The sequence below is a fragment of the Bacillus sp. JJ1503 genome (assembly GCF_036965125.1).
Taxonomy (GTDB): Bacteria; Bacillota; Bacilli; order Bacillales; family Cytobacillaceae; genus Cytobacillus.
Genome location: NZ_JBALOZ010000398.1, coordinates 1 through 14342 on the forward strand (window position 1 = coordinate 1; position 14342 = coordinate 14342).

Annotated in this window: 14 protein-coding genes and 2 pseudogenes; 2 read left to right on the forward strand and 14 right to left on the reverse strand. The window is 36.3% G+C overall.

Annotation, left to right across the window (positions count from 1 at the left end):
• Positions 1–1585, forward strand: a 1585-nt coding sequence (gene rnjA / locus V7149_RS23700) for a ribonuclease J1 (RefSeq protein ID WP_335348036.1), incomplete at its 5' end; no start/stop codon positions are given.
• A gap of 61 nt (positions 1586–1646) precedes the next feature.
• On the opposite strand, the gene V7149_RS23705 is transcribed toward rnjA, so the two are convergent.
• From V7149_RS23705 to V7149_RS23735, 7 genes and pseudogenes are all read right to left on the reverse strand, one after another.
• The gene (locus tag V7149_RS23705; protein ID WP_335348037.1) at positions 1647–2306 is read right to left on the reverse strand and encodes a potassium channel family protein; all 660 of its coding nucleotides are present in this window, start codon (positions 2304–2306) and stop codon (positions 1647–1649) included.
• 206 nt (positions 2307–2512) lie between these two features.
• Positions 2513–2968, reverse strand: a complete 456-nt coding sequence (locus V7149_RS23710; RefSeq protein WP_335348038.1) for a TlpA family protein disulfide reductase — start codon at positions 2966–2968, stop codon at positions 2513–2515.
• A gap of 79 nt (positions 2969–3047) precedes the next feature.
• Positions 3048–3588, reverse strand: a pseudogene (locus V7149_RS23715) (peroxiredoxin).
• Positions 3589–3889: 301 nt separating this feature from the next.
• Positions 3890–4782: pseudogene (locus V7149_RS23720) on the reverse strand (LysR family transcriptional regulator).
• A gap of 96 nt (positions 4783–4878) precedes the next feature.
• Positions 4879–6390 (reverse strand): MDR family MFS transporter, encoded by a 1512-nt coding sequence (locus V7149_RS23725; protein WP_335348047.1) that lies wholly within the window; start codon positions 6388–6390, stop codon positions 4879–4881.
• 105 nt (positions 6391–6495) lie between these two features.
• The gene (gene cbpB, locus V7149_RS23730; protein WP_335348039.1) at positions 6496–6942 is read right to left on the reverse strand and encodes a cyclic-di-AMP-binding protein CbpB; all 447 of its coding nucleotides are present in this window, start codon (positions 6940–6942) and stop codon (positions 6496–6498) included.
• A 431-nt stretch (positions 6943–7373) separates the two neighbouring features.
• Positions 7374–7610 carry a YkuJ family protein gene (locus V7149_RS23735; RefSeq protein ID WP_066289674.1) on the reverse strand — a complete coding sequence of 79 codons (237 nt, stop codon included), beginning with the start codon at positions 7608–7610 and terminating at the stop codon, positions 7374–7376.
• Between the two features lie 308 nt (positions 7611–7918).
• On the opposite strand from V7149_RS23735, the gene V7149_RS23740 reads away from it, so the two are divergent.
• Complete coding sequence (locus tag V7149_RS23740; RefSeq protein WP_335348040.1) at positions 7919–8158, forward strand: glutaredoxin family protein; 240 nt, start codon at positions 7919–7921, stop codon at positions 8156–8158.
• Between the two features lie 36 nt (positions 8159–8194).
• On the opposite strand, the gene V7149_RS23745 is transcribed toward V7149_RS23740, so the two are convergent.
• From V7149_RS23745 to V7149_RS23775, 7 genes are all read right to left on the reverse strand, one after another.
• Positions 8195–8836 (reverse strand): DUF3993 domain-containing protein, encoded by a 642-nt coding sequence (locus V7149_RS23745; RefSeq protein WP_335348041.1) that lies wholly within the window; start codon positions 8834–8836, stop codon positions 8195–8197.
• Positions 8837–9065: 229 nt separating this feature from the next.
• Positions 9066–9623 carry a hypothetical protein gene (locus tag V7149_RS23750; RefSeq protein ID WP_335348048.1) on the reverse strand — a complete coding sequence of 186 codons (558 nt, stop codon included), beginning with the start codon at positions 9621–9623 and terminating at the stop codon, positions 9066–9068.
• 2 nt (positions 9624–9625) lie between these two features.
• Positions 9626–10258 (reverse strand): SCO family protein, encoded by a 633-nt coding sequence (locus V7149_RS23755; RefSeq protein WP_335348042.1) that lies wholly within the window; start codon positions 10256–10258, stop codon positions 9626–9628.
• Between the two features lie 286 nt (positions 10259–10544).
• The gene (locus V7149_RS23760) at positions 10545–12242 is read right to left on the reverse strand and encodes a cbb3-type cytochrome c oxidase subunit I (RefSeq protein WP_335348043.1); all 1698 of its coding nucleotides are present in this window, start codon (positions 12240–12242) and stop codon (positions 10545–10547) included.
• A gap of 14 nt (positions 12243–12256) precedes the next feature.
• Positions 12257–12721 (reverse strand): cytochrome c oxidase subunit II, encoded by a 465-nt coding sequence (locus tag V7149_RS23765; protein WP_335348044.1) that lies wholly within the window; start codon positions 12719–12721, stop codon positions 12257–12259.
• Between the two features lie 9 nt (positions 12722–12730).
• On the reverse strand, positions 12731–12871 hold the full coding sequence (locus V7149_RS23770; RefSeq protein WP_335348045.1) for a hypothetical protein: 141 nt from the start codon (positions 12869–12871) through the stop codon (positions 12731–12733).
• 162 nt (positions 12872–13033) lie between these two features.
• Positions 13034–14251, reverse strand: a complete 1218-nt coding sequence (locus V7149_RS23775) for an EAL domain-containing protein (RefSeq protein ID WP_335348046.1) — start codon at positions 14249–14251, stop codon at positions 13034–13036.
• Positions 14252–14342 lie beyond the last annotated feature (91 nt).

The window sequence follows — 14342 nt, forward strand, 5'->3', positions numbered from 1 at the left end:
ATTTCAGGATGAAATCATCTTAATTGATGCAGGAATTAAATTTCCTGAAGATGAACTCCTAGGGATTGATTATGTTATACCTGATTATACGTATTTAGTAAAAAATGAAGACAAAATTAAAGGTCTTTTTATTACGCACGGACATGAAGACCATATTGGCGGAATCCCCTATTTATTAAGAGAAGTAAACATTCCTATTTATGGCGGCAAACTAGCACTTGGTTTACTTCGCAATAAATTAGAAGAGCACGGATTACTTCGACAAACAAAAATGCATGAAATCAAAGAAGATGATGTCATAAAGTTTAGAAAAACGTCCGTTACATTTTTTCGAACAACCCATAGTATTCCCGATTCTTATGGAATTGTCGTAAAAACACCACCAGGGCAAATCGTTCATACAGGTGATTTTAAGTTTGATTTTACGCCAGTAGGAGAGCCAGCAAATTTAACTAAAATGGCAGAAATCGGTAAAGAAGGGGTACTATGCCTACTATCTGATAGTACGAATAGTGAAATACAAGATTTTACAATGTCAGAACGCCGTGTTGGCGAAAGCATTCATGATATATTTCGCAAAGTTGAGGGCCGAGTAATCTTTGCTACTTTTGCCTCTAATATTCACCGACTACAGCAAGTAACGGAAGCTGCAGTATTAAACGGCAGAAAGATTGCTGTTTTTGGTCGCAGTATGGAAGCTGCCATTAATATTGGCCAAGAGCTAGGATATATTCAGGCCCCAAAGGATACATTTATTGATGCCCAACAAATTAATCGCTTGCCTTCCAACCAAGTCACGATTTTATGCACAGGCAGCCAAGGGGAACCTATGGCCGCTTTATCCAGAATTGCTAACGGAACACATAGACAAATTCAAATCAATCCTGGCGACACGGTTGTTTTCTCATCATCACCAATCCCAGGAAATACGATTAGTGTAAGCAGAACAATTGATATGCTCTCTCGTGCTGGGGCAGATGTTGTTTACGGTAAGCTTTCCAATGTCCATACTTCTGGTCACGGAGGTCAAGAAGAGCAAAAGCTAATGCTGCGACTAATGAAGCCAAAATTCTTTATGCCAATCCACGGTGAATATAGAATGCAAAAAATGCATGCGAAACTTGCTGTAGATTGTGGTGTGATGGATGAAAACTGCTTTATTATGGATAATGGAGAAGTACTTGCCTTAAGTGAAGATTCAGCACAAATTGCTGGGAAAATTCCTTCAGGCTCCGTTTACATTGATGGAAACGGAATTGGTGATATCGGAAATATCGTACTGCGCGATCGACGAATTCTTTCTGAGGAAGGATTAGTAGTTGTTGTTGTCAGCATTAATATGAAGGATTTCAAAATCTCTGCAGGCCCTGACCTCATTTCACGCGGTTTCGTCTATATGAGAGAATCAGGTGATCTTATTAATGATGCTCAATCATTAATTACTAAACACTTGAACAAAGTAATGGAACGGAAAACGACTCAATGGTCAGAAATCAAAAACGAAATAACTGACACACTGGCACCTTTCCTATATGAAAAAACAAAACGCCGTCCAATGATTTTGCCGATTATTATGGAAGTATAATACAAAAGGGGCTGTAATTCACTATATGAATTACAGCCCCTTTTACGATTAAACAAAGCTCCTAGCTCATTACTTTTTTCTCAAAGCGATTAATATCAACATCTGCTCCAATAACAATTAATATGTCATTTAGCTGAATAGCCTCATGTGATAACGGGGAAACGATGATATCATTCTTTCGCTTTATTGCAACAATGTTAATTCCATATTTTGCACGTATATCTAAATCAATTAGAGTATGGCCGCTAAGCTTTTCATTTGCTACAATTTCAACAATACTATGTTCATCTGATAGCTCCAAATAGTCGAGAACATTATTGGAGACGATGTTGTGGGCTATACGTCTGCCCATATCACGCTCAGGATGGACAACATGATCTGCACCAATTTTTCTTAATACTTTCTCATGATAATCATTTTGGGCTTTAACCGTAATTTTTGTTACTCCCAGCTCTTTTAAAATTAACGTTGTTAAAATACTTGCCTGTATATTATCACCAATGGCTACGATGACATGATCAAAGTTTCGAATACCAAGACTTTTAATAACTGATTCATCTGTAGTATCTCCAACTACTGCATGTGATGCGATCATTGAAAATTCATTTACGCGATCTTCATTCACATCTATTGCCATGACTTCCATGCCTTCCTCTGCCAATGCCCGGCAAATGCTTCCACCGAAACGTCCAAGTCCAATCACAGCAAATTCCTTCTTCACCAATCATTCCTCCATGGTATTAACAGTCATTTTCGATTATTTTGTCACACACACATATTGCTATAATTTATCTATTGTATTATTATCTGTGGAAATTAGTCAAGTGCTGTTCGAAACCCTTAAATATGCATGTAATTTAAACTACCTTTCATGCTATATGGACTTACTCAAAAAAAAGAACCAAGCTTTAGCCTGGTTCATTCACACTATTCTGCTTTATTCATTTCATCTAATACTCGATTGACACGCTTCTCTAGCATTTTCATTCCGCTTCCGCCTGCTTGGAAATGACGCAAGTTTCCATCTTTATCAAATACATAATAGGCTGGCACGTATTGATTTTCGAATGCCTCATTTAATTTATGCTCACTATCTACATAAATTGGCTGTACAATTTCATGCTCTGCTGCTGTTTTTTTGATTAATTCTAAATCCAAATCATCCTCAGAACGAGGCATATGAACAGCAACAACATTTAATTGATCCTTATAATCATCCCTAAATTTATTAACATGCGGCATTGCTTCTTTACAAAGATGACAGCTAACAGACCAAAAATGAATTAATGTTGGCTTTTCACCTACAAGCTGAGCCTTCGTTACCTCTCCATTTAACCATTCAGTTGCACCTGTTAACTCAGGCATTTGCTCACGTAATTTCATTGTTTATCCCCCTCATATCGAATCATACTTTAAGAAAAGACCTAACAATCAAGTTAGGCCTTTTCATTAAAATTCTTAATTATACATTTAGTGTACTTTGTCCTGGCTTCCAGTTAGCTGGGCAAAGTCCGCCAGTTTGAAGTGCTTGAAGAACACGAAGAGTTTCATCCACATCACGGCCTATGTTGTTATGGTTAACAACAGAATACATTAATTCACCCTCTGGGCTAATAATATATAATCCGCGAAGGGCGATTCCTTCTTCTTCAATTAATACTCCATAATCGCGTGAAACAACATGATTTGTATCAGCAGCTAATGGATATTTCAAATCACCTAGGCCGTTGTTCTTGCGATCAGTATTGATCCAAGCTAAGTGNNGTATCTGTAGACACTCCAATTACTTCCGCATCTAAATCTTCGAACTCATCATAACGATCTGATAATGCTGTGATTTCTGTTGGACATACGAAAGTGAAATCCATTGGATAGAAGAAAAGAACTGTCCACTTATCATTTTTCATATTTTCTTCAAGGCTTACTTTTCCAAATTCTTTGTTTGCTAAAACTGCATCCATTTCAAATCTAGGTGCTTGTTTACCTACCATACGTTCAGGCATATGTAATCCCTCCATTAAAGTATTAAATGAGAATAGATTAATTAGTTTCTCATTTATGCTTTTATTCACAATTACAAGTATAGATGAGTAATGATTTGAGGTCAATATCAAATTGTAATTAATTTAATTAAATACCTATTATTGTATATTAAATAAATTTATTTGATATAAACCCATTACAATTTTTACCCTCTTTTTACAGAATTTAATCAATAATTTATTGGCTGTCGGAATATTGTTTCAATATCAATTTTAACAAAGTTATCATTCGGAATAAAACAAAATGCTCATCCTAACCCTTTTACTCACTGCTTCTGTCTTCATTTCCTTCCTCTTCTATAAATTCCTTTATTAATTCAACAAAGGCCTGTACCTGCTTAAGCTGGAAAGCAGATTCATAGCCAAGCAGCCATGTATCCCTTTTTAAGGGAAGGCCATGCTCATCCAACAACGGTACTTTAAATATGTTTTTCTNNAAGTAATTGCAGGCAAAATCGCATAACCGATCCCGTTGAATGTCATTTGTTTACATGTTTCAATTTGATCAACTACGATCGTTCTTTTTGGGGCTGTCTTGAAAGTCCGAAGCCACCAATCTTGAATTTCCTGAAAGTAATTAGAATCACTTTTAAACTGAATAAATGGGCGATCTGTATTTAAAATCTGTTCAGGTGATGTAATTTCAGTGTCGACCAAATAAAGAGGGTCCTTAAAAAGATGAATTTTTATTCCCTTCCAATCTGGTGTGCCCCGTATAATTCCAATATGTACTTGATCTTCATAAATTGATTTTAATATTTCACTGCTCCAGCCGGTCAATAGAGAAACCTTTGCTTGAGGGTAGCGGGTTACGAATTTCTTTAATACTTGCGGAAGCCAATTTTGCCCAACTATAGAGGCAACAGCTATCTTCAAAGTTCCATGAACTTCTGCATTAAGCGCATGGATGGATTCCCTCACCTTTTCCTCTTTCACAATAACCTCATTAATAAATTTTATGACAAGTTCCCCAGCAGGTGTTAAAGATAATCCCTTTTGAGAACGGACAAATAATTTTTCTCCCCACTCTTTCTCAATCGTTTGCAAGCGCTGAGATAAAGCAGGCTGTGAAACAAATAATCTCTCAGCTGCCTTCCTCATATTCATTTCCTGAGCAAGGACCGAAAGAAAGTGAAACTCAGAAAGTGATGACATATGTTCACTCCGTTCTTTTTTCTTCTACTATAACCTAAAAAGTTTAAAGTTTCATTGTTGGTGAAAAATCGGTTTTATTACAAAAAGACCCTGCAATTACTTTGCAGAGCCTGGTTCTTTCTTTGGCAGTAACATAACAAGGATAAAGCTGATTACAGCAAAAATTAGCACTGTATAATAAACCGTTTGTAAAGAAAAAGTAAGGCCATCTTGAAGCAATGCTTTTAATCCATCTGCAAGTTTATTTCTTTCCTCTTCATTCAAAAGAATATTCGTTGAATCAATCGATAAATCTTCTCCAGCACCATGCCCTTTTTCTTGAAAGTAATACATAATTCGATTATTTAATATTCCGCCAAGCAAGGCTGCCCCAATTGTATTTCCTAAATTTCTCATAAACATATTGGCAGCTGTTGCAATGCCTCTTTGATGCCAGCTGACTGTACTCTGAATTGAAACAATAAAGGTTGTTAAGGTTAGCCCCATTCCAACACCTACAAGAAAAGATCCGCATGCGGCCCAAAGCGGTCCTGCCTCGGGGGAAAGAGTAGCAAACACTATACATCCTAAAATGAGAGATAAACCACCAATAATTGACGTGCTTCTAAACCCGATTTTTAACAATAATCGACCTGCTGACCATGAGGCAATCGGCCAGCCAATTGACATAGTTGTTAGCGTAAATCCAGCAACTATTGGCGAGCGCTCCATCACACCTTGAACAAATGCTGGCAGAAAGCTCGATATTCCTATTAGGATAACTCCTGTCGTTAAGGAAGCTAAGTTAGCGATAAGGATTGAGCGTTCTTTCCAAATGCTAAAAGGCATCATCGGTTCCGGCGTTCTTTTTTCCTGAAAAACAAATAATAGGAAAGCTAGCAAGCTAATGCCTATCAAGCTAATGGCCTTTGATGAGGTCCAGGCCCAATTAACTCCTCCCTCCACTAAGACAATCATTAACGATGAAATAGAAACCGTCAGAAGCAGTGCACCTATATAATCTATCTGAGGCTTTTTCTTTTCTATGTTTTCATGAAGAAATTTCGATATTCCGATAATGGCCAAAATACCAAGAGGGATATTAATCCAAAATACATAATGCCAGCTTACATATTCGACTAAAATTCCGCCGACTGCTGGGCCCATAATGGCAGATATCCCCCATACACTTGATAAATATCCTTGAATTTTGGCTCTCTCTTCCTTCGTATAAATATCACCGACAATGGTTGTAGCAATCGGCATAACAGCCCCTGCTCCAATGCCCTGAATTAATCTAAAGATGATGAGCATTTTCATGGATTGTGCAAATCCACATAATATCGAGCCAATTAAAAAAATGACAATCCCAATAATTAAAATCGGTTTTCTTCCAAATAAATCAGATAGCTTCCCATAAATAAGTACAGTCACTGCATTCATCAGCAAATAAGCAGAAAACACCCAGCTATATAAAGAAAATCCGCCTAAATCCCCTACGATCACTGGCATTGCAGTAGAAACAATTGTAGCCTCTATCGCCCCCATAAACATAGCTAGCATCACCGAAGCTAGCACTAAAGGACGTCTTGTTTGTTTTTTATCTTTATGTATAAATGATTTTTCCATTACCTGTTCCAAGCCATTTTCCTCCTAAAATCGTTTCGCTCCTCGTAATTAAATTAGTATACGTGCTTATCTAATAAAAAAATCAAGCTCCCTTGAAAGGGAGCATTAGTTTTTATTCATTTTGCGAATTTGTTTATTTAACTCTATCATTACGGTTCTTCGTGTAAATATTCCTTCAAAAAAACCATCTTCATTCTCAATGCAAAGGAATGGATTGTCAATTAATAAAGCAACTGAATCCTGGATGGATGAATTAATGTTTAGTCTTGGAATTTTCCGATTCATTACTTCTTCTACGCGCTTTTTTTCCAGCTGTTCAAATTCAATTCTCTCAAGGCCTAGAATTGAGTCCATGATTAACGGGGTACTTATTAAGCCATGAAGTTTATAATACGGATCAAGTACAGGAATGGCCGTGTAGCCGCTTTTTGTTAACACTAAAAGAGCATGCTCTAAATTATTGCCAATTTGAACATGTGCTACCCGTTCTGATGGTATCATAAAATTTCGGATATTCTTTTCTAAAAACTCCCCGCTGTGAAGACTGATCATCGCCGAAACTCCTCAAAAATTATTATTATCTATCTATTTTAGTTTAACACAGTTTTCATTTAGTTGCTCCTAAAAAGTAACGTCCTCCTAAAATCATTAGGATTAATCATCCTTTACTAGTATGAATGTCCTTAACCTCGTATTGACAACGTGAGCATGTATAAATGACATTTTGGTTCGATTGAGCCGTTAAAACGGAAGTTATTTCAGATTCCGTTAAACACTTAGGACACTTTACAGTCGGAAGCATCATTTCATCACCTCATTACTATAATTAACTATTGGAAAGATTTAAATGTATTAGAAAACTCGCCGATTGGCGAGCCCCAAAGGGCGAAGACAGAGGCGTAGTTGCTCTTATGCCTAATAGGAAAGTTATACTTTCCTATCGGCCAAAAAAGGGAACCGTAATTGGCTCCCTTCTAAATGGTTTATTGAATTAGATCAAAAATTTCTATCGTAATCATATCAATATTATCAAATTGATACCTTTTAGGTTTTTCCTTATCATTATAGACTTCTAACTCAAACATTTCACTTTTTGGCTGGTACGTTACCTGACATTTTCTCTCGCCGTTCACCTCGAAAAAACGTTGCATCGGCTCTCCGCCTGTAGATTGTTCCTGTAAGTTTTTTAAACGTGTTAATATCCCTTGAAGCTGTGACATGCTCCCTCTCCTTTCACAAAAACCTTAAACATTATATTTAGGTTTCTCTTTTGGCATGTTTCTATCCTAAATGATTAAATTCAGAAATTTCAATTCCATTCCCTTGCATACCAATATTAACAGCATAAATTAATGTAACCCAATTGTACAAGAAAAAAATATTTTTTTTCTCGTTTTTTTACTTTTGAGAACCTCTGGAATAAGATATGAATGGAAAACAGTCTTATCATCATGATTGCATCGAGAATAATTGATTGAAATTCACTGACCATTTACACTAATATAGAAATGAAAGTGAGGGAGCCTTAATGAAAGAAATTACCATTTATACACAGCCAGATTGTCCGCCTTGCGAAATAACGAAAAGATTCTTAAGTGAATACGGCTTTTCTTATACAGCAAAAGATATTAAAAAAGACGAAAAAGCTAGAAATGATTTAATAAATAAATATCAATCATTTTCTACCCCAACAATCGTAATTGGAGAAGAAGTTATCACTGGTTTTGATTTAGAAAGGTTAAAGGATATTTTAGATATTAAAGAATAACCATTCATTTTTTTATTGGATTGTTCACTTACTGTTTTATAAAGTCGAGCAAAACCTGCCATATTTGATTAAAAACTCTAATGGATTCAAGCATAAGCCAACTTGCAAAGATGATTGGACTATTTTTTTCTGAAAGTAGTTTATATGATCTTTGCTTGTTGAGTGAGTTTGCTCTTTCTCTGGCTGCAACAGCTCCTCAGGAATATTATTATATAAAAATTCAGCTATTCTCCAACCACCATCACTCACTGTTAATAATAAGCCTTCATAATGGCTTTCATAAGAAACAGGACCTTCATCCATCTCAGGGAAAAACTCAAAAAAATACTTTTCATTTTCGTGCGAGACTAGCTTCGTTTCATCTGTAAAGCTAAAGTAGGGAATATAATAAAATGGGAAATCAGTTCCATATGTAATATACAAACTATTTTCTGAGAAAAGGTTTTCCTCTAAAAAAATCCTTTTTGCTTCTTCAGTAAAATATGGAGACAATATTTTATCAATTTCCTCCACTGTCCTAGGTTTTTCACCAAGTGAAAGCTGAGCTTGATAGGCAGCTTGGACAAAAGCAAAAACATCTTCACGATTGGATAACATCTTCTCAGCTTTCGTTATCGTTGGAAAAATGAAAGCTATCGCAACAATTATTGGAAGTATTTTACTGATAAGCCTGATCATTCTATCGTCCCCTTCATTTCTTAATAATTCTCATTTTATCAACAAACAAAGGGACAGAACGATGTTTTTGTTCGCAAAATAACTGCAGATTCTGACAGGAAAAAGCTTAAAAACACGAAAAGCCCCTTCATTAGACAAAAAATACCCAGAACCCAAAGCTGTTGATAAGCATTTGGATTATGAGTATTTTTTACATTGGTTTGTTGATATAAAATCCACCTTCTTCATCTTATTCATATTCTGAAGGGTCAACAAAATGTTTGTACACCAAATAAATTAACAGTGCAATAGCCGTTGTCAAAAACCCCCATCCAAGGGTTAATTGATCAATTAATAAATAATTATTGCATAATTGGTCAGGTGACCAAATGTATAAAAAACCCATCCCAAAATACTTAATTGTAAAAATGATAATAATAACGTTTTTTCCAGTCGAACTGAGCTTTTTCCAACTATCTCTAAGTGGAACTCCCGCTAAGAAAGGCAAACTGATAAATTTAAAAATTTCTACACTTTGTATCGTCAAGGCCTCATCCATTGTTCGTGGTATTGTCCAATATATAGCTATAACCATAAATAAAATAATTCCCGGTATACCATTACTATTCCACTTTTCGAAAAAACGAGGAAACCGCAATTGAAAAAAACGTGCCATAAAAAATCCTGAGATCACAAGCAGGGGCATCTGCATATGCATATGTGTAATCATGATGGATTCTACTAAATTTGCTACAGGAGGAAGCATCAGGAAAATATATAACAGTAAGGCATATATAACTTGTGTCATCATTACACCCCCGCTTCATTTTCAAGAATGCTTGTTACCTTAGCAGCAGCTTCTTCAATCTTCGTATAATCCATAACATCAACTAAACGGCCTTTTTCATCAACTAAATAAAATGCAGAATTATGAGTGAAATTCCCAAGCCCATCAGGAATGACAATGACGCCAAATTTCTCCAGCAAGGAGTCTAATTCAGCTTGATTAGGTATTCTCGCCATCCTCCAAGTTTCTCCATCACTATTAAAAGCCTTTCTGTATGTTTCTAATGTTGCTGGGTCATCTCTAGTCGGATCAAAGCTAATACTCAAAAAAACGATGTCTTCCCCGATATATTTTCTTGGCAGCAATTCATAGACTTGAGCCATATTCATTTCTAATTGGGGGCAGACAGTTGCACATGATGTATAAAGAAACGTTATGAATACATACTTATCTTTAAACTCAGAAATTGAATATTTCCGTCCTTTGTTATCCTCCAAAGTGACATCAGGGAATACGGGCTTTTCCTCCATTAGCTGATTCACTCTCGCGGTTTCTGCCGTAAATGCTCGGAATCCATCTGTCGCTATAAAAAACAACACACATCCAAACAGTAATACAACAATAATAGCAATTGTATTATGCCGGTTTTTGATCACGGAAATCACTTCCCAAATCATTATTTTGCTTTTTTTGGTTTTTTTCTTAATTTTTATTAAAAAGAGATAGCCCTGCATATGAGCTATCTCAATTGTCAATCATTGTCCAGCTGCAGCGCCTACCCCCGACGTACAGGACGTACTAGTGTCGACAATGCGACAGGACGTCGCGTTTTTGTCGACCTCGAGGTCACAAGCCAATCTATGAATGAAGGCAAAGAGCACCTTCTTTCATAGAGCGTCTTATGCTTGTCGGGGCTGAACGAGCCGCTTCCGCATTTCGATTTTACCAAGTTTTAAATGGTGGTGAACCTGGTGGTGCATTAACAATCATATCTGTTAGTGGTAAAACATATGCCATAGCAATAACTATTAACATTACAACAATCCAAACTCCCCAACGTTCAGTCATATATGGAGTTCTAGCCTCTCCATCTTCCACTTCAGCAATAGGGAATTCTGTTTCTCCCTTTGGTGCAAAGAACATTAAATTAAATACTGCATACACCTGAATAATTACTGCGATCATTAGGAGTGTTGCACCAATTCCAATCATCATCATATATGGATCCCAGCCTAATGTTGTTGAAAAGTCACCATACGTTGTAAAGGAAGTTCTTCGCGGTGAACCAAACAATCCAACTGTGTGCATGGATCCGGACATAATTATCATACCAATTGTCCAAATAATCGTTTGAATAACACCTAATTTATTCATTTGCGGTGTTAATACTCGTTTTGATAAATGTGGAATTAACCAATAACTAATGCCAAAGAATGTCATTACTACGGACATACCTAATGTTAAATGGAAGTGACCGACAATCCACATTGTATTATGAACAACCTGGTCTAATTGGTTCGTACTTTGTACAATACCGCCTGCTCCAGCTGGTGCAAATGCAGCCATTGCGATAAATGGTGATAGGAAACGAACATCGCCCCATGGTAATTTTTTAAACCAGCCTAAAAGTCCTTTTCCGCCTTTTCTTCTTCCAGTACGTTCAAATACCGCAAACATTGCGTACGCAGTCATTAATGAAGGGAATCCAATTGCTAAACTCATAAACACGTGCATGAATTTTACTGGTACTGAAATACCCGGGTCAATAATTTGATGGTGGAATCCACCAGTAATATTCATAATAACTAATGCAATAACAACAACTCGAGTTAAATAGTCATTAAAGCGTGTGCCCCCAATAACTTTTGGCACTATGACGTACCATGCAGACACAGCTGTCAAATACCAAATATTTACTGCCGTATGTCCAAAAGCCCAAAATAGAGTACGGGCAACCATAACATTGATTGTATCCACCCAGCCAAGCGACCATGGAATAATCATAAATAGTACTTCAACCGCAACAAAAGCAGTTGCTCCGACTAGTAATACAAATACACCAGTAGCAAAGAAAGCAAGAATTGGAAGATGTTGTCCCTTGTGATTCTTTCTCCAATTCGCTATATTAATAAATGCTCCAGCTGAAAGCATCCAAACACCTAGTACAATGAACACTAAACCAAAGTAAAATACTGGGTGAGCTGCCATTGGCGGATAGAATGTATACATAACAGATGCTTCATTCATTAAGATTGGAATTACTACTAATACAAAACCGAATATCTTCATCCAAAAACCTATCCAAGCCATTTTTCTAACTTTTGGAAGAAGACCGCCTAATGTATGTGAAAGTCCTGCATAAAAATAACCAATTGTAAAGAAAGCTGACATCACAACAACTAGTAGTAAGCCGTGTGCGGTTAATACTTGATAATAATTAGCCCATGATGGCAGCTCCAGAAGACCAGCACGGTTTAATCCTTGCAATAACCCTAACAATCCGCCAAGAAGTAATGCTATAAATGCAACAGATAAATATGATTTCGATATTTTTGCATCCTCTAAATTTACACCAAGCACTTTATTTGCTTGATCTTTAAATGCTGTTGATTTTCCCTTTTGCTGTAAAACCGTTTCCACTGAACTTCCCCCCTTTATTTAACTGTAATGGTAGTACTCATTAACTGGTGGCCAGCACCACAGTATTCATTACAAAGCACTAAATAATCACCCGGTTTGTCAAACTTTTGCGTAATTTTTGAAATATGACCAGGCATTACCATCGTATTAATATTTGTATTTGCTACTTGGAATCCGTGCACAACATCTTTAGAAGTCATTGTGAAATGTACGGTTGATCCAGCAGGCACTTCAATATTACTTGGAGTAAAACTAAATATTTGCAAAGTCATAACCACTTCATATTCATTTTCACCAATTTTTTTAATTCCTGGCTGATCAAATGGTGCTGTTTGGTCTACCTTTTGCGGGTCGATTGTTTCCTTATGACTTGGTGGTGCCATCCCTAAGGCAAATCCTTGATAACCAGTAATAAGCATGAATATCATTATCATTCCAAAGCTTAATGTCAGCCATATTTTTTCTCCACGATGCATCATTTTCCCCCCCTAAACTCTACCCATATATAAACCGAATAGTACAAAATAAGTAATCAGAATAACTGCCCCGACTAAGGTTACGGATAAGCCTGTTCCTTTTTGTGATTCCTCTTCTACCTTTAATTTACTTTCTTGTTTTGTAGCTCCCATCTGAACCCAACCTCCTTTTGTTCTTTATACTTACATAATAATTGCGAAAGGTTCTCATTGTAGTGAAGTGAATCACACCTATCTAATCCGTACTAAATTTTAAAAAACTATGTCGTTTTCAGACAAAATTTAGACAAAAAAAGGCCTCCAATTCGGAGGCCTTTAAAGTAATCCTTCATGTTCATAAAGGAAATCATATGAAAGATCTATAAATATATATTCAAGCGCATTTAGCGGATACGAAAAAGTTCGGATTGTTTGCCCTGTTTCTATATCTCTGTATAAATCAGATAAGATACCTCGTTTTTCCTTTTTCATTTTCAAAATATTTTCGAAAAAATAGGGACGCCAGCTCCAGTTTTTATGGAGGTATTCTGGCTGAAGCAACCAATTATTATCTTCTTTAAAAATATTGGCAGATGTCTGAATTCCATTCTCATCACAAACATATAAGCGAAAAGCGACATCAGTTAAAGATAACGAAAGTTCCTTTATTAAATCCTCATATCCGAGCATTCTGCGATTTTTTGTTTGCAGAAACTGAGTAAGCCTTTCATTGAACTTCTCTGTTACATTATACAATTCTTCGAGTTTTTTCTTCTCGTAAGCAATAAATTCGTGCCATTTGCCCTTCAGTTTCTCCTTCTGAATATCACGGTCTACAAACTCCTCTGACGGCTTTTGCAAATAATAGCCCTGATAGTATCTTCCCCCATTTCTCCAAGCAAATTGAAGCTGATAGACCATTTCAATGTTTTTAAAAAGCAAAGTTGCCCCAATTTTTCGCGCTAATAAAGAAATAGAAAGTAAAATATCATGTAATATATGGGCAGAAGCAGTAGAACGCAGTTCATTCAAATCAACCTTTAAAATATTCGGCGAGATTTGCCCAATTCTATCTAAATGGCTTCTCTCATTCCCCATATTGTCAATGGCAATCTTAATACCATAAGTCCGAATATAATTTAATAGATGATCTAAATGCTCTACTTCACCCTTGTAGATACGCTCAGTCGATTCTAACACGATCCGATTTAGATTTATCCCCTTTTCTTGGTATTCAAACAAAATGGATAGGAACGATTCGGCATTATCAAACATTAATAAATCTGCATCTTTATTGATAAAAAGGAGAATATCATCCTCTAAAAAAAGTGCTTTATCTAACGCCTTTCTTAAAACGGCATGATCGATTTCCAGCCTGTATTCTTCAGGTATGTTTTCATCTAGAAAAATGGGTCCTAAACTTACTATTCCATTTTCCCCCTTATATCTTCCTAATATCTCATAGCCTGTAACTCTTAGTTCATCCGCACTAAATATCGGCTGAAAATATGGAAAGACATGATCCAAATCCGTTAATATTTCCAGGGCATCCATTTTCATACCCTCCAGTATTAATTAATAAAATACTTTTCCATAAAGTGAAACTTCAATCAGTGGGGGGGATCTTCCCCCACTGATTGTTAGT

Bases quoted from the DNA above. Each gene is read 5' to 3' on its own strand.
- V7149_RS23710 (WP_335348038.1), bottom strand. From the start codon at position 2,968: ATGAAATTACGTGAGCAAATGCCTGAGTTAACAGGTGCAACTGAATGG.
- V7149_RS23725 (WP_335348047.1), bottom strand. From the start codon at position 6,390: ATGGAAAAATCATTTATACATAAAGATAAAAAACAAACAAGACGTCCT.
- cbpB (WP_335348039.1), bottom strand. From the start codon at position 6,942: ATGATCAGTCTTCACAGCGGGGAGTTTTTAGAAAAGAATATCCGAAAT.
- V7149_RS23735 (WP_066289674.1), bottom strand. From the start codon at position 7,610: ATGTCACAGCTTCAAGGGATATTAACACGTTTAAAAAACTTACAGGAA.
- V7149_RS23740 (WP_335348040.1), top strand. From the start codon at position 7,919: ATGAAAGAAATTACCATTTATACACAGCCAGATTGTCCGCCTTGCGAA.
- V7149_RS23745 (WP_335348041.1), bottom strand. From the start codon at position 8,836: ATGATCAGGCTTATCAGTAAAATACTTCCAATAATTGTTGCGATAGCT.
- V7149_RS23750 (WP_335348048.1), bottom strand. From the start codon at position 9,623: ATGACACAAGTTATATATGCCTTACTGTTATATATTTTCCTGATGCTT.
- V7149_RS23765 (WP_335348044.1), bottom strand. From the start codon at position 12,721: ATGATGCATCGTGGAGAAAAAATATGGCTGACATTAAGCTTTGGAATG.
- V7149_RS23770 (WP_335348045.1), bottom strand. From the start codon at position 12,871: ATGGGAGCTACAAAACAAGAAAGTAAATTAAAGGTAGAAGAGGAATCA.
- V7149_RS23775 (WP_335348046.1), bottom strand. From the start codon at position 14,251: ATGGATGCCCTGGAAATATTAACGGATTTGGATCATGTCTTTCCATAT.